Source organism: Pseudomonas kitaguniensis (assembly GCF_009296165.1).
Lineage (GTDB): Bacteria > Pseudomonadota > Gammaproteobacteria > Pseudomonadales > Pseudomonadaceae > Aquipseudomonas > Aquipseudomonas kitaguniensis.
This window is the reverse complement of sequence record NZ_VUAZ01000057.1, coordinates 35,520-56,092: the sequence shown is the minus strand read 5'-3', so window position 1 is coordinate 56,092 and position 20,573 is coordinate 35,520. Positions and strand designations below refer to the sequence as shown.

The window sequence follows — 20,573 nt, the reverse complement described above, 5'->3', positions numbered from 1 at the left end:
AACGCAATTCGTCACTCATCCCCGTTTCCCTTTGCCTGATTATGGTTGTGCCTGAGTGGCCGCAAGTTTACACACAGAGTGTGGTTAAAACAGAGAGGGGTTAACGGGGATTAATCAGCGCGAATAGCCAAGCCACTCTCTCAAGCAGAATGCAGTCAACTGTGGGGCGCGGGCTTGCTCGCGATAGCGGTGTGTCAGTTGAACAATACTTATCTGACCCGACGCTATCGCGAGCAAGCCCGCTCCCACAAGAGAGGTTTGGTGTGTGGGGGAGCTGGTTTCGGTCAGGGCTTGCCAGGATGCGGCTCCGGGTAGTGCGCCATCACTTCCAGTGGTTTGGCATACGGCCCGTCCCACAATTGCTGATGCAGTTCGCCGATGCGCTTGGCCATCGCGTCGTCGTGCATCACCACTTCCAGGTTGCGTGAGTTATCCAGGTAACCGCCGAGCCAATTACTGGTGCCGACCCAGGCCACGTGCCCGTCGATCTCCATGGTTTTGCTGTGGATCACCCGCGCATACGGGATAAAACCTTGCCTGGCTTCGGGCAGCGTGACGATTTTGACCTCTACGTTGGGCAGCACGGCCAGGCTTTTGAGGTAAGGCAGTTCCAGCGCGTCGGTGTTCCAGTTGGACACCATCAGCTTGATCGACACCCCACGCGCTGCGGCCGCGCGCACGGCGTTGTCGATTACCGCGTAGTACGGGCGGGTTTTGTCCGGCCCGTAGGACAGCGGTGCGTAATCAAGCAATTGCACGCGCACCTCTTTTTTCGCTTCGCTCAGCAAGCGTGGCAGTTCCAGTTGTGAATCGCCCACGCCGGGCGGGTTGTAGCGCTGCGGGCTGGCGACCAAGTAGTTGCCGGTGCGCGCAGGCTCTTTGCCGGCCGCCGGTAAAGGCACGGGGGTGTGTTCGGCGAGCGCCTGTTGCGCTTGCCAGTCTTGATCGAAGATCGACTGGACCTGGCTCACCACCGTCTTGTCAGTGATCAGCAGACCGGTTTCGTGGATGTGTTCCAGCGAACGCCAGTCGAAATTCTGGCTGCCGATAAACGCCTGGTTGGCGTCCACTACCATGTATTTGGCGTGGATAATCCCGCCACTCAGTTGCGCGTACGCCAGCACACGGAAGGTCAAGTTGGGGATCGCGCGCAAGCGTTGCAGGGTGGCGGCGTCCGACAGCTTGATGCCTTTTTCTTCGAGCAAAAAGCGAATCTTCACGCCGCGTTTGCCGGCGGCTTCGAGGTGCTCGATGACCTTGTCCATCACCGAACCTGGCTGGTCGGCGGCGTAGAACTGGCCGATATCGATGCTGCTTTTGGCGCTGTCAAACAACGCGGTCCATACCGGCCCCGGTTGGCGCAAATCGGCGGTGCCCAGCGCGGTGTCCACCGGCACGGTGTGCACCAGTTCAAACCCCGCAATTGAAAAGTCCGCCTGGGCCAGCGGACTGAGCAGCAAGCCGGCAAGGCCTGCGATACGCAACTTCATCGAAAGGGGCATGGGCGTCTCATCGGGCAAAAAATGGCGGGCGCAGGCAGCGCGCAGGGGAGGGTCAAGCCGTGCGGCTGTGCAACACGGTCGGCACCAGGTGCGGTACTTCACCCTGTACACGTGCGCCGGTGGCGGCGCGAATCAGCAGGATTTTCAGCTGGTCGTTGATGCGCTCCAGGCTGTCCTGGAAGAAGTTGTGGAACACCACGCAGAACAACGCGATGGCGATACCCAAACCGGTCGCGAACAAGGCCGTGCCGATACCACCGGAGATCTGGCCCGGGTCGGACACGCCGGCACTGGCCAACGCCTTGAAGGTGTCGATGATGCCCAGAATGGTGCCCAGCAGGCCGAGCAATGGCGCGGCAGTGGTGATGGTTTCGATGATCCACAGGCTGCGCGACAACGGCGCGCGGGTCTTCAGGTACTGGGTTTCGATTTCGTCGTCCAGGTCCTTGCGTGAACCCTGCGACGCTTTCTGTGCCAGCACCGGCAGCACCATGTTCAGCGGCAGGCTGTCACGGCGCGTCAGGCTTTGCGGCAAGTCGCGCTCGCTGTGCACATTGGCGCCGAGCACGTCGGTCAAGGCCCGCGCTTGACGGCGTACGTAGGCGAAGTAAATACCGCGTTCGATGCTGATAAAGATCGCAATCGCCATCGCGGCGTACATCACATAAAAGGTGATGTCGTGAAGCAGGTTCATGTCCATGGTCTATTACCTCGCAGTTAGAAATTCGCTTCCAGGGAAACGGTTACGGTGCGGTCCAGGCCAACGATGTACGCCGGGTCGCCATCGCGAAAGCCGCTGTAGCTGGCCGCGTTGGTCTTGGTGGTGTACACGCCGTCGAGGTACTTCTTGTCGAACAGGTTGTCGACGTTCAGGCGCAGGGTCGCGTCCTTGACCACTTTCTTGTCCACCGGCAGGTAGATACCGGCGCCAAGGTTGAAAACGGTGCGGCCGGAAATGGCCTCGTCGTTGGTCAGGTCGCCGAACAGCTTGCTGGTGTATTTGCCGCCGAAGGTGCCGTAGAAGCGCCCGTCGTCATACCCGATGTTGGCCGCCAGCATGTTCTTCGGCACGTTGGCGAACTGCTTGCCGCTGGTTGGCAATACGATGGCTTGGCCCGCGTTGAACACGGTCAGGTCATCCTGTTGCTCAGCTTTGGTGTAGGTGTAAGAGGTGTAGTAGTTGAAGTGGTTGGGCAGCAGGCCGCTCCATTCCAGTTCCAGGCCGCTGTTGTTGACCGAGCCTGCGTTGATGTCGGCGAAGTCGCCGTTGATGTCGCGCGACGACACTTGACGATCCTTGAACTGCATGTAGAACAAGGTGGCCGCCAAGGTCATGTCTTCATCGGTATAGCGCCAGCCCAACTCGTGGTTCCAGCTGGTTTCCGGCTTGGCATCGATGGAGCCGGCGCCTTTGTCGTACAGCACGTAGTTTTGCGGAATGCGCATGTTGCGCGACAGGCTGTAGAACAACTGGTCACGTTCATCCAGTTGGTACTTGAGGCCCGCGTTGGGCAGCAGCTTGTTGTAGGACTGGTTACGTTTTTCCGGCTGCTCGGTGAGGCTGCCGTTATTGGTGCCGTCACGCTTGACGTTCATGTAGGCCAGGCCTGCCACCAGGGTCCAGTCCGGGTTGATGTACCAGGTGTCCTGCGCCCAGACTTTTTGCGCCGGAGTGACGGTGAAGCGATCGCGGCCCTGCACGGTGTTGCCGTTGGCGTCGACCACCGAGTCGCCGTCGGGCCAGGTGTCGCTCGGCTTGCCGTTGTTCTTCAAAGCAATGAACGGTTGGGTCTGGCTTTGGCGCGCACGCTCATACCAGTAGCCGAACTGCAGGCTGTGATCGCCCAAGTCCCAGTTCAATTTGGTGGTGATGCCCGGGCGCCACGTCTGGGTGCGCGAGGGGCGGTAGTAGACGCCGGTGGTCGAGGAACCGTCGGCGTTGTATTGGGCGGCGGTGGGCAGGTTGCCCAGGTCGAACACTCCGCCCTGGTTCGAGCCACGGTTCAGCGCGTAGCTTGAGGCCCCCACGCCGCTGCCGTTGCCCCAGTAGTAATACGGGATGACCGACAGGGCCAGGTTGTCGGCCAGTTTGAATTGGGTGTTGAGCACGCCGGTAAAGGTTTGAAATGGGTTCTGCGCCAAGGCGTAGTAGTTATTGACCTTGCCGTTGCTGCCCACCGCCGGTGTGGCCGGGTAGGGGTCGTACTTGCGACCGAACTGCTGAAACTGGTCCTTGGTCAACTGGCTGTAACTGTTGTTGTCTTGCTCGTGGTACTTGAGGATCAGGTTGGCAGTGTTGCCGTTGCCGGCATCGAAGAAGCTGTTCCATTCCACCTTGTCTGCGCGTACCGCACCCGAACCGCGCCACATATCGCCTTCGGTATGCGACACCGACAGCCAGTTGCTCAGGCCGTTGACTTCGCCGGTGTTGAGCCGTGCAAAGGTCTTGCGGGTGGCATTGCTGCCGACGATCTGTTTGACGAACGCCCCGGTTTCCTTGGTCGGGCGAGTGGTCACGATGCCGATGTTGCCACCGCTTGAGCCGATGTGCGGGCCGTCGGCTTCGGACGCGCCCTGGGTGACGAATATCTGGTCGATGTTTTCCGGGTCGCCAAGCAGGTTGGAGTACAGCGCATAGTTACCGGAGTCGTTGATCGGCATGCCGTCGATCGACATGCCCACCTGGTCGGAATTGAGCCCGCGCATGGTGAAGCGAAAGCCCGAAAGCCCGGTGTTGTCTTCGCTGGAGATGTTCAGGCCCGGCGTATATTTGAGCTTGTCGATCGCGTTGCCGGTGCCGGTCTGTTTATCCAGCGCTTCCTTGGTCACCGTGGAGCGGCCCTTGATGCTTTCTTCCTGCACCATATAGCCGCCACCCGCTGTGGCCTTGCCCTGAACGCCAATCGTACCGACATCACTTTCGCTGGTGTCTGCCATGGCCATGCCGTGGCCCATGCTCGCGGCAACGAGTGCCAGATGAATCCTTGTGAACCTCATCACTGTCGTCCTGGTGTGGGGTGCTATTGCACGCTGTAGTTGAAGGTGGCGGTGAAGCGCTGCTCGTTGCGCCCCCCGAAGGCTTGCTCGGGGAACGGCTTGACTTGCTTGATGCGACGCAGGCTGTTGGTGGCGGCTCGATTGAGCAGCATGCTTGAGGCCGGCGTTTGAATGCCGCTGTCGAGCACGCGGCCTTGCCGGTCCACCCTCATCCAGACCACCACCTCGCCGCTCGGCCGTTCAAGCGATGCCTGGCGCCCGGTGGGGTATTGCTTGTAAGTGTCCAGCTCGTTGCGCAAACCTTTGAGGTAGCCGCCTTCCAGCGCCTGGCCATCGACCTTGGGTGGCGCGGGAGGGGCGGGCGGCGCTGGGGTTGGGGCGACGGCGGCCTGTACCGGTTTGGCTGCCACTTGCGGTGTTGGTGTCGGCGCCGGTGCGGTTGTCGGCTTGGCGGCCACTGCTGGCTTGGGTTTGGGCACCGGCTTGGGCTCGGGCTTTGGCACCGGCTTTGGTGGAGGCGGCGGTGGCGGTGGCGGGGCGGGCTCGGCCTCTTCATCCTCGATTACCGGCGGTGGCGGCTCCTGTTCCACTACCACCGGTTGCGGCACTACTTCCGGCTCAGGCTCGACCAGTGCCAACTCGACCGCCGACTCGTCGTACACCGGCTCAACCTTCAACGTCTGTGACTGGATGCCCATTGCAATCAGCACCAGGGCGATCAGGGCCGGGACACTGCCGAGCAGCTGACGCGCACGAAACAGTACATACATGATCAGGACTTACGCGTGGCGATGGAGACGGAGGTAAAGCCACCCAGGCGCAGGGTGTCCATGACTTCCACCAGGCGCGAGACTTCCACACCCTTGTCACTGTTGACGATGATCGTCGACTTGGTATCAGGCTTTTCAGCCGCCTTCAGTGCCGGCACCAGGGCATCCACCGTGAGGTCCTTGCCGTCCAGTTGCAACTGGCCTTCGAGGCCCAGAGTCAGGATGAATTTGTTCTGCGGCTTGAGCTGTTGCGAGCTGCTGGCGCTGGGTAATTGCGTCTTCATGCCGAGTGCGGGAATCACGTTCAAACTCACCAGTACGAAAAACACCAGGAGGAACATCATCACGTCGATCATCGGGATCAGTTCGATGTGCGCCTTGCGTTTCTTGGGTTCGTCCCAGGTTCTCATTCCGTTACCCCATCATTGAATTAGGGGCGATACGCTATCAGCCGAAAATGACCGATTGGTTAACTTTAATTTACGTTTTGAAGGCTCTGGAACGCGTCTTTCAGGTGATTATTCTTGCAGTTTTATGACGTAATGTAATTGACACGAACGGCGTACATTGTTGAGAAATTTATCTTCAGAGCCGCTTCTTATGCCGACTGAACTGCCTCAGTTACTCACACCACGACTGCTGTTGCGCGCGCTGGAAATGCACCAGGCCGAGGTGCTTTGCGTACTCGGCAACGGGCCGAACATTGCTGACAACACCGCCAATATTCCCTCGCCTTACACCCTGGAAGTCGCGCAGAGCTTTATTAGCGCAAGCGCAGAAAAATACCGCGCGGGCGATTTGCTGAGCCTGGGTATGCACGTGCGAGCAACCGGCGAATTAATCGGTATCGTCAGCCTGCGTCTTAACGCGCGTCATCACTATGGGCACTTGGGAGGTTGGGTGGCGGCGCACGTTCGTGACCAGGGCTACGCGGCTGAGGCGGCGAGTGCGGTGATGGATTTTGGCTTTGCCGAACTGGGCTTGCAACGTGTCGGCAGCCAGTGTTTTGGGCGCAACAAAGAGTCGGCGCGGGTCATGCAGAAAATCGGCTTGAAGTACGAGGGGTGCCTGCGCGAGGCGTTTCTCAAAAATGGCGTGTATGAGGATTTGTTGAGCTTCGCCACGGTACGCGATGATTGGGAGCGCGCGTTGTGAGTGGGGCAGTCGACCCTGGACGACGTCGAGTCCTTGCGGGGCTGGCAGTGGCGACGGCGTTTTCGATTCTCAGCCCGTTTGCACGCAGCGCCGGGGTGGATTACCCGTTTACGCTTGGGGTGGCGTCCGGCGACCCGCTGCCGGATGGGTTTGTGATCTGGACGCGCCTGGCGCCACTGTTCAACGCAGCAGATGGGCGTGGTGGCTTGAGCCGCGCAGTGCCGGTGCGTTGGCGCGTGGCCAGCGATGCGGCGATGACGCGCATCGTCAAGCAAGGTGAAGTGACGGCGACTGAGCGTTTCGCGCATTCGGTGCATGTGGAGGTCGCGGGGCTGGAGGCGGGCAGGCCTTACTGGTATCAGTTCGAAGGGCTCGGCGCGCAGAGCCCGGTGGGCCGTGCAATCACAGCGCCGCTGCAGCATGCGCTGGCGGCAGCGCATTTTGGGTTTGTGTCGTGCTCGCACTGGGAGCGTGGTTACTTCAGCGCCTATCGCCACTTGGCGGCGGAGCAACCCGACCTGGTGTTTTTCCTTGGCGACTACATCTATGAAAACTCCTACGCGGCGGACTCGGGCAAGATCATTCGTGCGCATGGCAGCGGCAACGCGGTGAGCTTGAGCGACTATCGCAACCGCTATGCCCTGTACAAAACCGACCCGGACCTGCAAGCCCTGCACGCGGCGGCACCCAGCGTTGCGACGTGGGACGACCACGAGGTGCAGAACGACTACGCCAACCAATGGTCCGAGGACCCGAAAATCCCGGTGGCGCAATTTCTTCAGCGGCGCGCGGCGGCGTACCAGGCGTTTTACGAACATATGCCACTGCGCGCGAGCAGTGTGCCGAAGGGGCCGGATATGCGCATTTATCGGCGCCTCGACTACGGCCGACTCGCGCGTTTTCATGTGCTGGATGGCCGGCAGTACCGTTCCGAACAACCGTGTATCCAGGCTAACGGCAGTCGGCAGGGGCATATCGCAGACGCCAGTTGCGCAGACTTGCTCGACCCGCGTCGCAGCATGCTGGGCTGGCAGCAGGAAGCGTGGCTGGACCGAGGGTTTGCCGAGTCGACGGCGCAATGGAACGTGATCGCTCAGGATTTGCTCGTGGCGCCGTTGATTCATCGTGATCTGACTAGCCAACACATTGGGCATTGGACCGATGGTTGGGACGGCTACATGGCAAACCGCTCACGGATGCTGGCGTCCATCGAACGTCATCGGCCGAAGAACCCGGTGTTTTGGGGCGGCGATATTCATTCATTCTGGACCACCGACCTGCATGCGGATGCCAACAACCCTCAGTCGCGGGTTGTTGGCACCGAGTTTGTCGGCAGTTCAGTGACCTCCGATGGGCCGCCCTTTGAGGCGTTCTCGCAGATACTGCCGCTCAACCCGCACGTGAAGTTTTTCGACAGCCGCCAGCGTGGCTATGTGTCGGTGGCGTTGGAGGCGCAGAAGATGCTGACGAATTTTCGCGTGATCACCGACCCGCGTGACCCGCTGGCGACGGTGTCGACGCTCAAGTCATTTGTGGTGGAGTCGGGGAAGGCGGGGGCGATAGCGGTTTAATGTGTGGCCAGCCGGTGTGCATGGCTGCTGGGCTGGCATGGCGAACGGGCTTGTGTGGCGAGCCGCTCGCCACGCTGGCCCGCCTCTGCAATCAGTGCTTGCTCTGGTCTTGCGGCATGGCCAGCAGTTGCTTTTCCTGGTTCCAGTCGAACGGTTCGTCGTTCAGTTCGGCTTCATAGCGGCGTTCTTCCAGGGCCTGGTACAGGTCCAGTTCTTCGTCGGGCATAAAATGCAGGCAATCGCCGCCAAAGAACCACAGCAGGTCGCGCGGAACCAGGTGGGCGATTTGCGGGTAGCGCAGGATGACCTGGCTCATCAGGTCCTGGCCCAAATACTGGCTTTCGATCGGGTCGATCGGCAGCAGGGCGCGCAATTCGTCGAAACGCTCCAGAAACAGAACGTGGCTTTCCTCAGGCACCTGTTCGGCTTCGCCGACGGCAACCAGGATGCTGCGCAGATGGTCGAGCAAGACGAGATGATCGGCAACGACGTTGGACACGAGATAAGTCCTCTAAAGCAAAAACGGGCGCGAGAGTATATAGCTCAAGCGCCCGTAATTATATGGCCCAGCAGATCAGCGGACTTTACCCTCAGCCTGGGTCAGTTCTTCCTTGCTGAAATCATCCACGTCGATCACCTTGCGTCGCGCCGCTTCGGCGTCACGCAGGGTTTGCGCTTCGGCCGGTTGCAGCACGCCGGCCTTCAGCGCCGCGTCGATAGCGTGTTCGCCGGCAGCCGGTTTGACCTGACCGCTTTTGAGCGCGCCGTGCAGCGTTTTCTGCAACGCATGGCTCGCACCCAGCAGGTCGTAGGCATGTTGCAGCGCGCCCACCGGATCGTCCGCCGATTGCGGGCGATAGCAGCCAGCCAGCAGCTCCTCCAGGGTCGGGTCGCCTTTGGCGCGACCGATCACCGCGGCCACTTCGGCATCCAGCGCATCGGACGGCCCGGTATGGCGACGGCCGAACGGGAACACGATCACCCGCAGCAGGCAACCCAGTACCTTGTTCGGGAAGTTGCTGAGCAGCTCATCGAGGGCACGCTCCGACTCGCCGAGACTTTCTTCCATGGCCCACGCGAACAGCGGTTGCAGGTGGTCCGGTGAATCTAGGTCGTGATAACGCTTGAGCGCCGCCGACGCCAGGTACATGTGGCTCAGCACATCACCGAGGCGCGCCGACAGGCGTTCGCGACGTTTCAACTCGCCACCCAACAACATCATGCTCAGGTCGGCGAGCAAGGCGAACGCAGCCGCCTGACGGTTCAGTGCACGGAAATAGCCTTGGCTCAAGCGGTTGCCCGGTGCTTTTTCGAAGTGGCCAATGCCCAGGTTAAGCACCAGCGTGCTGGCGGCATTGCTCACGGCAAAACCGATATGTTGCATCAGCAGGCCGTCGAATTCCTTCAGCGCTTGATCATGGTCTTCACGGCCGGCCAGCGCCATTTCCTTGAGCACGAACGGGTGGCAGCGAATCGCGCCTTGACCAAAGATCATCAGGTTGCGCGACAGAATGTTCGCGCCTTCCACGGTGATAAAAATCGGCGCGCCTTGCCAGCTACGGCCCAGGTAGTTGTTCGGGCCCATGATGATGCCCTTGCCGCCGTGCACGTCCATGGCGTGGCTGATGCACTCGCGGCCGCGCTCGGTGAGGTGGTACTTGAGGATCGCCGACAGCACCGAAGGTTTTTCCCCCAGGTCGACGGCATTCGCGGTGAGCATGCGCGCGCTGTCCATCAGCCAGGCGTTGCCGCCGATGCGCGCCAGGGCTTCCTGAATACCTTCAAAGGCCGACAACGGCACGTTGAACTGCTCGCGCACCTGAGCGTACTGGCCCGTCACCAAACTGGTGTATTTGGCCGCGCCGGTGCCCACGGCAGGCAGCGAGATAGAGCGGCCGACCGACAGGCAGTTCATCAACATCATCCAGCCCTTGCCGAGCATTTCCTGGCCACCGATGAGGAATTCCAGGGGGATGAACACGTCTCTGCCTGAGTTGGGGCCGTTCATGAACGCAGCGCCCAAGGGCAGGTGGCGGCGGCCGATTTCCACACCGGGGGTGTCGGTCGGGATCAGCGCCAGGCTGATACCCAAATCTTCTTCTTCGCCGAGCAAGTGGTCCGGGTCATACGCCTTGAACGCCAGCCCCAACAGGGTCGCAACCGGGCCAAGGGTGATGTAGCGCTTTTCCCAATTCAGGCGCAGGCCGAGGGTTTCCTTGCCTTCCCACTCGCCTTTGCAGATCACGCCGGTGTCGGGCATGGCGCCAGCGTCGGAACCGGCCAGCGGGCCAGTCAGCGCAAAGCACGGAATATCATCGCCACGCGCCAGGCGCGGCAGGTAGTGATTGCGTTGTTCGTCGGTGCCGTAATGCAGCAGCAACTCGGCGGGGCCCAGGGAGTTGGGGACCATCACGGTGGAAGCAAGGTCGCCGCTGCGGGTGGCGAGTTTCATCGCGATCTGCGAGTGGGCATAGGCCGAGAAGCCTTTGCCGCCGAATTCCTTGGGAATAATCAGCGCAAAGAAACCGTGGGTCTTGATGTGCTCCCACGCGGCGGGCGGCAGGTCCATGGCCTGGCCGATTTCCCAGTCGCTGACCATCGCACAGAGTTCTTCAGTAGGGCCGTCGATAAACGCCTGTTCTTCTTCGGTCAGTTGCACCTTGGGGTAAGCCAGCAACTTGTCCCAGTCAGGGCGACCGCTGAACAGTTCGCCGTCCCACCACACGGTGCCCGCGTCAATTGCGTCGCGCTCGGTTTGTGACATCGGCGGCAGGACTTTCTGAAACCAGCTGAACAGCGGTTTGGTGAAGTATTCGCGGCGCAGGTCCGGCAGCAGTAACGGTGCGGCCACCACGGCGATCAACACCCAGAAGATCAGCAGCAGCCAACCCGGTGCGTGGCTCCAGGCACCCATCGCCAGCAGGTAAACAGCCACCACGCCCAGGGCGGGCAGGGGCGCGATACGGCGGTGTGCCAAGTAGGCAATGCCTACCACCAGCACCAGTATCCACAACAACAGCATATTCAATCCTCCGTGAAACCAGGGCGAAACCACCATGGAGCTTAGTCGGCATGCGAACAAGCGTGGTGGTCAGGGTGTAACCAGTTGTACTGGAGCGCGCAGCGGTGGCTGATCGCCATATGGAAGAACTGTCGTTATCTCCAAGGCAAATCTGTCGTTAAGCTTCAGGCCTGAGTCCCCGCCGCCTCATCGATAGTGACCACCCTGCGGTGGTGGAGTTCGCCGAAAAACATCGCGGTTCCAGTGCGCCTTCACGTGACCAGGCAGTCAGTATTTTTGAGCGTCGCAATGCCGGATCAACTGAGCGACAAGCACACCGATTCAAGCCGCGCGCAAACCGGCGTATGCTGCGTCGTTCATCAAGCCATGTTCATTAACGATAAGGCACGGTCATGCTGAAAATCTGGGGTCGTAAAAACTCATCTAACGTCAGGAAAGCCCTGTGGTGCGCCGAAGAACTCGGCCTCGACTACACGGCGATTGATGCAGGCGGAGCGTTTGGTGTGGTCGACACACCGCACTACCGCGTGATGAACCCCAATGGCCGCGTGCCCGTGATCGAAGATGGCGACTTTGTGTTGTGGGAGTCCAATACCATCGTGCGCTACCTCTGCGCCAAGCACGCGTCGAGCTGGTACCCGAGCGATCTGCAAGCGCGGGCGAATGCCGAAAAGTGGATGGACTGGACCACCTCAACCCTCGCCGAACCGTTCAAGGCGGTGTTCTGGGGTATTTTGCGCACCCCCGCGGAAAAGCAGAATTGGGACGCCATCAATGCCGGGCGCCAGGCCTGTATCGATGCCTTGAGCACCGTGGATAAAGCCCTGGCCGAGCAACCTTATCTGTCGGGCAGCGAGATCGGCATGGGCGACATTCCCTTGGGCAGCTTTATCTACGCCTGGTTTGAAATGCCTATCGAAAGGCCCGCAATGCCCCATCTGGAAGCCTGGTATCAACGCCTGCAACAACGCCCGGCCTACCGCAAAGCGGTGATGACCGCGTTGACTTAATACCGACTATTAATACGCGTGACTGTACTTGTGCGGCGCGGCCAAGCACCATGCTTGTCATGCGCCGCCGTTGAACTACGTGCGCTGCGCCCTCGTCTACTCTTTTCATTCCCTTCTTTGGTGCGTATTCCGATATGAGTTCCGCTCTGTCCATCCGGCAGTTAACCAAAACCTACGGCAACGGTTTCCAGGCCCTGAGTGGTATCGATCTGGATGTTGCCGAAGGTGACTTCTTCGCCTTGCTCGGCCCTAACGGTGCAGGCAAATCCACCACCATCGGCATCCTTTCCACGCTGGTCAACAAGACCAGCGGCACGGTCAATATCTTCGGTCATGACCTGGATAAATCCCCGGCGGCGCTGAAGCGTTCGATCGGCGTGGTGCCGCAGGAATTTAACTTCAACCAGTTCGAAAAGACCTTCGACATTGTGGTAACCCAAGCCGGTTACTACGGCATCCCGGCGAAAATCGCCAATGAGCGCGCCGAGCAGTACCTGACCCAATTGGGCCTGTGGGACAAGCGCGACGTGCCTTCGCGTTCGTTGTCGGGTGGCATGAAGCGCCGCCTGATGATCGCCCGCGCGCTGGTGCATGAACCGCGCCTGTTGATTCTCGATGAGCCCACCGCCGGCGTAGACATTGAACTGCGCCGCTCGATGTGGACCTTTCTCACCGAGCTGAACGAGAAGGGCATCACCATCATCCTCACCACCCATTACCTGGAAGAGGCTGAGCAGTTGTGCCGCAACATCGGCATCATCGACCACGGCACCATTGTCGAGAACACCAGCATGCGTAACCTGCTGGGCCAGTTGCACGTAGAAACCTTTTTGCTCGACCTGAAAAACAACCTGTCGGTGCCGCCGCAGTTGCTCGGCTACCCGAGCCGCCTGCTCGACAGCCACACGCTGGAAGTTCAGGTGGACAAAGCCATGGGCATCACCGCGTTGTTCAGCCAGTTGGCAACCCAGAACATTGAAGTGCTGAGCCTGCGTAACAAAACCAATCGCCTTGAGGAGTTGTTCGTGTCACTCGTGGAGAAAAATCTGGCGAAGGTGGCGGTATGAATTCCGAACTGCAACCCAACCTTGTCGCGCTGCAAACCATCGTCTATCGCGAAGTGAAACGCTTTACCCGGATCTGGCCGCAAACGTTGCTGCCGCCGGCGATCACCATGGTGTTGTACTTTGTGATCTTCGGTAACTTGATCGGTCGCCAAATCGGCGACATGGGTGGTTTCACCTATATGGAGTACATCGTGCCGGGCCTGATCATGATGTCGGTGATCACCAACTCCTACGGCAACGTGGTCTCCAGCTTCTTCGGCAGCAAATTTCAGCGTTCGATTGAAGAGCTGATGGTGTCGCCGGTATCGCCACACACGATATTGATCGGCTACACATTGGGCGGTGTGCTGCGTGGCTTGATGGTCGGCGTGATTGTGACCTTGCTGTCGCTGTTCTTCACCCACCTGCAAGTGCATCACCTTGGGGTCACGATTCTGGTGGTGGTACTGACCGCGACGATCTTTTCGTTGCTGGGTTTTATCAACGCCGTGTTTGCGCGCAACTTCGATGATATTTCGATCATCCCGACGTTTGTGCTGACGCCGCTGACGTACTTGGGCGGGGTGTTTTACTCGATCACCTTGTTGCCGCCGTTCTGGCAGACCGTGTCGTTGGCCAACCCGGTGTTGCACATGGTGAACGCGTTCCGCTACGGTATTTTGGGTGTGTCGGATATCAAGATCAGCGTGGCTATCACGTTCATGCTCGTGGCCACCGTGGTGCTGTATGTGGGATGCGCGCGGTTGCTGGTGAGTGGGCGCGGGATGCGCACTTAATCAGTCGTGTGTGCTGATGTGAAAAACGGCCTCTTTATGAGGCGTTTTTTTTTGGGGTACATATCCGTTACCCAAATAACGAATACGCACCTTCAGCCCCCAAGCGCCAACTCAATCAGCACGTCCAGCTCCTCAACCTTCAGTGGCACCGTCGAAAACAAAATACGAAACACCGTCGGCGCCGCGAGCAGATTGATCAAGTGGTCCACGCTCGGCGGTGGCGGCGTAGCGTGCGGGTAACGATCAACAATCGTCTGTAACTGCCCACTCAAAATGCTCACGCAATAGCCGGGCGTCTGGCTGCGTTGCACATCGCGCATCATGTTGCGACCCGGCTCCGAATTCATCTCATCCAGATACTGCTCCGCCCAGGCGCGCAAATCACCGTGCAAGCTGCCGGTGTTGGCCGGCTCACTGTCCGGGCGCAAACGTTGCAGGGCCACATCGGCGAGCAGGGCGGAAAGGTCGCCCCAGCGCCGGTAGATGGTCGACGGTGTGACGCCTGCGCGCGCAGCAATCATCGGCACGGTGACGCTGGAACGCTCGCAGGCTTCCAGTAATTCGCGCGTCGCGCTGTGGACTGATTCTTGAACCCGGGCACTACGGCCCCCCGGGCGGAGGCCTTCTTTAATCGCCATGCCTAAAACCTTAACACAAAGAATTTGCTTTAAGCGCTCGCCGGTAGCACACTGCGTAAAAGCAAAATATTAGCTTTAGTGGAGTGTGTGCATGTCTAGCGTAGCGTCTCAACGTTCCAATCTGGCATTTCTGGTGATCACGGTGTTGACCTTCCTCGCCGCGTCCAGTGCGCCGACGCCGCTGTATCAGGTGTATCAGGACCACCTGCAGTTTTCGGCGGCGATGCTGACGGTGATCTTTGGCGTGTATGCCGTGAGCTTGCTGGCCGCGCTGTTGACCGTGGGTTCGCTGTCGGATTACGTGGGGCGCAAGCCGGTGATTTTCGCCGCTTTGCTCCTGAATATGCTGGCGATGTTGCTGTTTATCAATGCCGACAGCAGCGCCTGCCTGATTGCCGCGCGCGCCCTGCAAGGTTTCGCGACAGGCATGGCCACGGCGGTGCTGAGTGCGACCTTGCTCGACACCGACCGCCTGCGCGGCCCGATGCTCAATAGCCTGGCGCCGTTGTTGGGCATGGCCAGTGGCGGCCTTGGCAGCGGATTGCTGGTGGAATTCGCGCCAAGGCGACTCAATTGATCTACTTGACGATGCTCGGGTTGATGCTGCTGCAAATGCTCTATATGTTTCGCCTGCCGGAAACCGTCAGCCGTATACCGGGTGCCTTGAAGTCGCTGGCGCCGACCCTGCATGTGCCCGCGCAAGCACGGCGTGCATTGTGGTTGGCGATGCCGTTGAATGTAGCGGTGTGGGCGCTGGGCGGGTTTTTTTCATCGCTGGCGCCTTCGCTGGTGCGGGCGGCCACCGGTTCGACCTCGCACCTGATCGGCGGCGGGCTGGTAGCGGTCGTGACCTTGAGTGGCGCGGTGATGATCTACAGCCTCCGCGACCGCCCGGCAGACAAGGTTATGCGCCTGTCGGCCGTCCTGTTGGCCGCAGGCGTGGCGTTGTTGTTGGTTGCCGTACAAAGTGCCAGCCTGTGGCTGTTCTTTGTCGCCAGTGTGATCGCCGGTTTGGGTTTCGGCGGCGGCTTCATGGGCAGTATTCGCAGCATCGTGGGGCTGGCGTTGCCGCATGAGCGGGCAGGTTTGATGTCGGCGTTTTATGTGTTCAGCTACTTGGCGTTCTGCTTGCCGGCGCTGCTGGCCGGGAACCTCAGCCGGGTGTTTGGCCTTATTGTCACGACCGATGCTTTTGGCGCCGTGCTGATCGTGCTGGCGCTCGCAGCCCTGGCCGGTTTACTGCGGCAAGGTTCGACGCGGAGCAGGGCGGCGGTGTAGCCACTGTTTGTATATTGGTAAAGTAGATAACAGTTAGAGATATTACCCGTTATATAGATATTCGATCGGGTTCTATGATGCTCCCAACCTCATGCGAGGAAGAGGATCGTCATCATGACCTGTATCAACAGCATCAGTTACAAACCCTTCAGTCACCTGACCCGTCCGCGGGAAGTGATTCGCCAGTTCACCCCCAACTGGTTTGCCGCGACCATGGGCACCGGCGTGCTGGCGCTGGCCCTGGCGCAGTTGCCGAACCGTCTGCCCGGTGTGCACGCCATTGCCGAAGGGTTGTGGCTGCTCGCCCTCGGCCTGTTTGTGTTGTTCAGTGTGCTGTATGCCGCGCGTTGGGTGATGTTCTTCGACGAGGCGCGACGCATTTTCGGCCATTCCACGGTGTCGATGTTTTTCGGCACGATCCCCATGGGTCTGGCGACAATTCTTAACGGCTTGCTGGTGTTTGGTCTGCCGCGTTGGGGCAGTGATGTGCTGCCGTTGGCTGAAGTTTTATGGTGGCTGGATGTGGCGATGGCCATGGCTTGCGGTGTGCTGATACCGTTCATGATGTTCACCCGCCAGGCGCACAGCATCGACCAGATGACCGCCGTGTGGTTGCTGCCGGTGGTCGCCGCTGAAGTCGCCGCTGCCAGCGGTGGCCTGCTCGCGCCACACCTGGCCGACGCCCATTCGCAACTGGTCATGCTGGTGACCAGCTACGTGCTGTGGGCGTTTTCGCTGCCGGTGGCGTTCAGCATCCTGACCATTCTGATGCTGCGCATGGCCTTGCATAAACTGCCGCACGCCAACATGGCCGCGTCGAGCTGGCTGGCCTTGGGGCCTATCGGCACCGGCGCGCTGGGCATGTTGCTGCTGGGTGGCGACGCACCGGCAATCTTTGCCGCCAACGGCTTGCCCGGCGTGGGTGAAATTGCCAATGGCCTGGGGCTGGTGGTGGGCATCGCCCTGTGGGGCTTCGGCTTGTGGTGGATGCTGATCGCGGTATTGATCACCCTGCGTTACCTGCGCGGCGGTATTCCGTTTAACTTGGGCTGGTGGGGTTTTACCTTCCCTTTGGGGGTTTACGCGTTGGCCACGTTAAAGCTCGCGAGCGTGTTGCACCTGAGTTTCTTCAGCCTGTTGGGCAGTGGGCTGGTGGTGGTGTTGGCGCTGATGTGGCTGATCGTTGCTACGCGCACCGTGCAGGGTGCGTACAAAGGCGAGCTTTTTGTATCGCCTTGTATTGCAGGACTAGGGAATAAGTAAGCGGGATTAGGTAAAGTCGCGGCTGACTTTCTATAACAGCCTAAAGGCAATAACAGTCTCGGGCCACCCAGGAACACGGACGATGAGCCACCCCTCGCAATTTACCTTGCTGCGTACACGGCGCTTCCTGCCGTTTTTCATCACCCAATTGCTCGGCGCCTTCAACGACAACATCTTCAAACAATCGCTGATCCTCGCGATTCTGTACAAGCTCACCATCGACGGCGATCGCTCGATCTGGGTCAACCTGTGCGCCTTGCTGTTTATCCTGCCGTTCTTTCTGTTCTCGGCGCTGGCCGGGCAATTCGGCGAGAAATTCAACAAGGACGCGTTGATCCGCGCGATCAAGGTCGGTGAGATCGTGATCATGAGCGTGGGCGCCGCAGGCTTCCTGTTCAATCATCTGGAATTGATGCTGCTGGCGTTGTTCGCCATGGGCACTCACTCGGCGCTGTTCGGCCCGGTGAAATACTCGATCATGCCGCAGGCGCTGCACGACGATGAGCTGGTGGGCGGCAACGGCCTGGTCGAGATGGGCACGTTTTTGGCGATTCTGGCCGGCACCATTGGCGCCGGCATCATGATGTCGACCACCGATTACGCGCCGGTGGTGGCGGTTGCGATTGTCGGCGTGGCGGTGTTGGGTTATGTGGCCAGCCGCAGTATTCCACGCGCGGCGGCGTCGACGCCGCAACTGCGTATCAACTGGAATATTTTCAGCGAATCCTGGGCCACTTTGCGCATGGGCCTTGGGCAGACGCCCGCCGTGTCGCGCTCGATTGTCGGCAACTCGTGGTTCTGGTTCGTTGGCGCGATCTACCTCACGCAGATCCCGGCGTACGCCAAGGAGTGGTTGTACGGCGACGAAACCGTGGTGACGCTGATCCTCACGGTGTTCTCGGTGGGCATCGCGCTGGGCTCGATGCTGTGCGAAAAGCTCTCCGGTCGCAAAGTGGAAATCGGCCTGGTGCCGTTCGGCTCGTTTGGCCTGACCGTGTTTGGCCTGTTGCTGTGGTGGCACTCCGGCGGCTTCCCACAGAATGTGCAGGCTAACGACTGGCTCGCGGTACTCGGCTACGGCGAGGCCTGGTGGGTGTTATTCGATATTCTTGGTTTGGGCGTGTTTGGCGGCTTCTACATTGTGCCGCTGTACGCGCTGATCCAGTCGCGCACCGCCGAGAACGAGCGTGCCCGCGTGATCGCCGCCAACAACATTCTCAACGCGCTGTTCATGGTGGTGTCGGCCATCGTGACGATCTTGCTGCTGAGCGTGGCCAAGCTGTCGATTCCCGAGCTGTTCCTGGTGGTGTCGCTGCTCAACATCGCGGTGAATACCTACATCTTCAAGATCGTCCCCGAGTTCAGCATGCGCTTCATGATCTGGCTGCTCAGCCATTCCATGTACCGCGTGGAGCATCGCAATTTGGCGCTGATTCCGGATGACGGCGCGGCGTTGCTGGTGTGCAACCACGTGTCGTTTGTGGATGCGCTGTTGATTGGCGGCGCGGTGCGGCGGCCGATTCGTTTTGTCACGTATTACAAAATCTACAATTTGCCGGTGCTCAACTTTATCTTCCGCACGGCTGGCGCGGTTCCGATTGCCGGGCGTCACGAAGATATTCAGATCTACGAAAAGGCCTTCACGCGAATCGCCCAGTACCTGAAAGACGGCGAGTTGGTGTGCATCTTCCCGGAAGGCAAGTTGACCACGAATGGCGAGATGAATGAGTTTCGCGCTGGCGTGACGCGCATTCTGGAAGAAACGCCGGTGCCGGTGATTCCGCTGGCGTTGCAAGGGTTGTGGGGCAGTTTTTTCAGCCGCGATCCGAACAAGGGCGTGTTTCGTCGTATCTGGTCTCACGTCACGTTGGTGGCGGGTGAACCGGTTGGGCCAGAGGCAGCGACGCCTGCGCACTTGCAGGAAAGGGTAGGGGCCTTGCGCGGGAGTGTCAGGTAGTTTTTTGCAGGCTGGCAGGGCCTCATCGGGAGCAAGCCCCCTCCCACTTTTGATGTGTGAATACATTCAAAATGTGGGAGGGGGCTTGCTCCCGATGACGGCAGTGGCCTAGGCGCTGATCTTGAGCCCGATAAGCCCGCAAATAATCAACGCCACACTCGCCAACCGAAACAACGCCATGGATTCGCCAAACAGGATAATCCCGGCGATCACGGTGCCCACGGCACCCACGCCGGTCCAGATGGCATAGGCGGTGCCCAGCGGCAGTTCCTTCATGGCCAGCCCCAACAGGCCGAGGCTGATGGCCATTGCGGCAATTGTCAGGGCGGTGGGCAGTGGTTTGCTGAAACCGTCGCTGTACTTCAAGCCAACGGCCCAGCCGACTTCAAACAACCCGGCAAAAAACAGAATGATCCAGGACATGATGACCTCCTATCGATAGGTGGGGTCGTCCCCTGAATAAACGGTTTAGAGCATCGCGGGGTCGTCCCCGCGACGCTCGGTAGAGTGCCGACTATTGATCAAACGATCAAGTTTCAGGCGTGTTCTGCAAAACGCGGCGGTCTTGTTTTTCGCTCATGCGGCGGAAATAAGTCGACAGCAAGGCGCCGGAAATATTGTGCCAAACGCTGAACAGCGCACTCGGCACCGCCGCTAACGGCGAAAAGTGCGCGCTGGCCAACGCGGCGCCCAGCCCGGAGTTCTGCATGCCAACTTCCAGCGCCAGCGACTTGCGCTGCGCCAATGGCAGCTTGAACACGCGGCCGGTGAAGTAGCCCAGCAGGTAGCCGAAGCTGTTGTGCAGTATCACCACGGCCATGATCAGCAGGCCAGACTCGGCAATCTTCGCCTGGCTGGCGGCAACCACCGCCGCAACGATAATCACGATGCTCACCACCGATACCAGCGGTAGCACGTCCACGGCATGGCGCACCCGCGCGCCGAGCACGCGTTGCGCCGCCACGCCGAGCACGATCGGCAGCAGCACCACTTGCAGGATCGACCAGAACAGGTCCAGGAACGACACCGGCAGCCAGGCCGACGCGAGCAGCCAAATCAATGCCGGCGTCAGCAGCGGGGCGAGCAAAGTAGTCACGGCGGCGATGGCCACCGACAGCGCGAGGTCGCCACGCGCGAGCCAGGTCATCACGTTGGAGGAAGTGCCGCTTGGGCAGCAGCCGACCAGGATCACGCCGACGGCAATTTCCGGCGGCAGGTGGAAGGCTTGGCAGAGCAGCCAGGCCACGCCCGGCATGATCACAAAATGCGCGACCACGCCGAGGGCCACGCGCCAGGGGTGGCGGGCGACCTCGGCGAAGTCTTCAAGTTTGAGGGTCAGCCCCATGCCGAACATCACCAAACCCAGCAGTGGCACGATGGCGCTTTTGAGGCCACTGAACCAGCCGGGTTCGAGGAAGGCCAGCACCGCGAAAATCAACACCCAGTAGGCGAAGGTATTGCCGACGAAGCGGCTCAGGGCGGCGAGTGCGCGCATGGGGATGTCCTTGTTATTGGTTAAGTTGCAAACCCAATCAACGGTGGGAGCAAGCTGCTCCCACCTGTTGAG

The 20,573-nt window shown here is 60.0% G+C and carries 17 protein-coding genes and 2 pseudogenes; 9 read left to right on the top strand and 10 right to left on the bottom strand.

Annotated features, from left to right (window positions below; all coding sequences use genetic code 11):
* Positions 1-284 precede the first annotated feature (284 nt).
* Genes F0169_RS11475 through F0169_RS11455 form a run of 5 tightly spaced genes read right to left on the bottom strand, consistent with a single transcriptional unit; the run spans position 285 to position 5,679 of the window.
* Positions 285-1,502, bottom strand: a complete 1,218-nt coding sequence (locus F0169_RS11475) for a phospholipase D-like domain-containing protein (RefSeq protein ID WP_152746590.1) — start codon at positions 1,500-1,502, stop codon at positions 285-287.
* A 52-nt stretch (positions 1,503-1,554) separates the two neighbouring features.
* Complete coding sequence (locus tag F0169_RS11470) at positions 1,555-2,202, bottom strand: MotA/TolQ/ExbB proton channel family protein (protein WP_122249574.1); 648 nt, start codon at positions 2,200-2,202, stop codon at positions 1,555-1,557.
* Positions 2,203-2,219: 17 nt separating this feature from the next.
* Positions 2,220-4,499: a TonB-dependent receptor gene (locus F0169_RS11465; RefSeq protein WP_152746589.1), complete on the bottom strand. Its 2,280-nt coding sequence runs from the start codon at positions 4,497-4,499 to the stop codon at positions 2,220-2,222.
* A gap of 23 nt (positions 4,500-4,522) precedes the next feature.
* Positions 4,523-5,269: an energy transducer TonB family protein gene (locus F0169_RS11460; protein WP_152746588.1), complete on the bottom strand. Its 747-nt coding sequence runs from the start codon at positions 5,267-5,269 to the stop codon at positions 4,523-4,525.
* Positions 5,270-5,271: 2 nt separating this feature from the next.
* The gene (locus tag F0169_RS11455) at positions 5,272-5,679 is read right to left on the bottom strand and encodes an ExbD/TolR family protein (RefSeq protein ID WP_005786670.1); all 408 of its coding nucleotides are present in this window, start codon (positions 5,677-5,679) and stop codon (positions 5,272-5,274) included.
* Between the two features lie 190 nt (positions 5,680-5,869).
* On the opposite strand from F0169_RS11455, the gene F0169_RS11450 reads away from it, so the two are divergent.
* Complete coding sequence (locus tag F0169_RS11450; protein WP_152746587.1) at positions 5,870-6,424, top strand: GNAT family N-acetyltransferase; 555 nt, start codon at positions 5,870-5,872, stop codon at positions 6,422-6,424.
* Positions 6,421-7,995: an alkaline phosphatase D family protein gene (locus F0169_RS11445; protein WP_172979410.1), complete on the top strand. Its 1,575-nt coding sequence runs from the start codon at positions 6,421-6,423 to the stop codon at positions 7,993-7,995. Before F0169_RS11450 ends, F0169_RS11445 begins: the two co-directional genes overlap by 4 nt.
* Positions 7,996-8,086: 91 nt before the next feature.
* On the opposite strand, the gene F0169_RS11440 is transcribed toward F0169_RS11445, so the two are convergent.
* A complete protein-coding gene (locus F0169_RS11440) occupies positions 8,087-8,494 on the bottom strand; it encodes a PA2817 family protein (RefSeq protein WP_058413522.1) in 408 nt (135 codons plus the stop codon).
* A gap of 75 nt (positions 8,495-8,569) precedes the next feature.
* On the bottom strand, positions 8,570-11,017 hold the full coding sequence (locus F0169_RS11435) for an acyl-CoA dehydrogenase (protein ID WP_152746585.1): 2,448 nt from the start codon (positions 11,015-11,017) through the stop codon (positions 8,570-8,572).
* Between the two features lie 170 nt (positions 11,018-11,187).
* On the opposite strand from F0169_RS11435, the pseudogene F0169_RS27870 reads away from it, so the two are divergent.
* From F0169_RS27870 to F0169_RS11415, 4 genes and pseudogenes are all read left to right on the top strand, one after another.
* Positions 11,188-11,346 (top strand): annotated as a pseudogene (locus tag F0169_RS27870) (hypothetical protein); the annotation flags it as partial.
* A 63-nt stretch (positions 11,347-11,409) separates the two neighbouring features.
* Positions 11,410-12,027, top strand: coding sequence for a glutathione S-transferase family protein (locus tag F0169_RS11425; RefSeq protein WP_152746584.1), 618 nt, complete (start codon positions 11,410-11,412; stop codon positions 12,025-12,027).
* Positions 12,028-12,161: 134 nt separating this feature from the next.
* Positions 12,162-13,094 carry an ABC transporter ATP-binding protein gene (locus tag F0169_RS11420; RefSeq protein WP_152746583.1) on the top strand — a complete coding sequence of 311 codons (933 nt, stop codon included), beginning with the start codon at positions 12,162-12,164 and terminating at the stop codon, positions 13,092-13,094.
* Positions 13,091-13,870 carry an ABC transporter permease gene (locus F0169_RS11415; protein ID WP_099238269.1) on the top strand — a complete coding sequence of 260 codons (780 nt, stop codon included), beginning with the start codon at positions 13,091-13,093 and terminating at the stop codon, positions 13,868-13,870. Before F0169_RS11420 ends, F0169_RS11415 begins: the two co-directional genes overlap by 4 nt.
* 92 nt (positions 13,871-13,962) lie before the next feature.
* Here F0169_RS11415 and F0169_RS11410 read toward each other — a convergent pair whose 3' ends face one another.
* Positions 13,963-14,508 carry a TetR/AcrR family transcriptional regulator gene (locus F0169_RS11410; RefSeq protein WP_152746582.1) on the bottom strand — a complete coding sequence of 182 codons (546 nt, stop codon included), beginning with the start codon at positions 14,506-14,508 and terminating at the stop codon, positions 13,963-13,965.
* A gap of 91 nt (positions 14,509-14,599) precedes the next feature.
* Between F0169_RS11410 and F0169_RS11405 the strand changes: the two are divergent.
* The 3 genes and pseudogenes from F0169_RS11405 (at position 14,600) to F0169_RS11395 (ending at position 19,006) form a co-directional block, all read left to right on the top strand.
* Positions 14,600-15,786, top strand: a pseudogene (locus tag F0169_RS11405) (MFS transporter).
* 114 nt (positions 15,787-15,900) lie between these two features.
* Positions 15,901-17,049 carry a TDT family transporter gene (locus F0169_RS11400; RefSeq protein WP_152746581.1) on the top strand — a complete coding sequence of 383 codons (1,149 nt, stop codon included), beginning with the start codon at positions 15,901-15,903 and terminating at the stop codon, positions 17,047-17,049.
* A gap of 82 nt (positions 17,050-17,131) precedes the next feature.
* On the top strand, positions 17,132-19,006 hold the full coding sequence (locus tag F0169_RS11395; RefSeq protein WP_152746580.1) for an MFS transporter: 1,875 nt from the start codon (positions 17,132-17,134) through the stop codon (positions 19,004-19,006).
* Positions 19,007-19,114: 108 nt separating this feature from the next.
* Here F0169_RS11395 and sugE read toward each other — a convergent pair whose 3' ends face one another.
* Both sugE and F0169_RS11385 read right to left on the bottom strand, forming a co-directional pair.
* The gene (gene sugE / locus F0169_RS11390; RefSeq protein ID WP_152746579.1) at positions 19,115-19,429 is read right to left on the bottom strand and encodes a quaternary ammonium compound efflux SMR transporter SugE; all 315 of its coding nucleotides are present in this window, start codon (positions 19,427-19,429) and stop codon (positions 19,115-19,117) included.
* 106 nt (positions 19,430-19,535) lie between these two features.
* Complete coding sequence (locus F0169_RS11385; RefSeq protein ID WP_152746578.1) at positions 19,536-20,501, bottom strand: bile acid:sodium symporter family protein; 966 nt, start codon at positions 20,499-20,501, stop codon at positions 19,536-19,538.
* Positions 20,502-20,573: the final 72 nt, after the last annotated feature.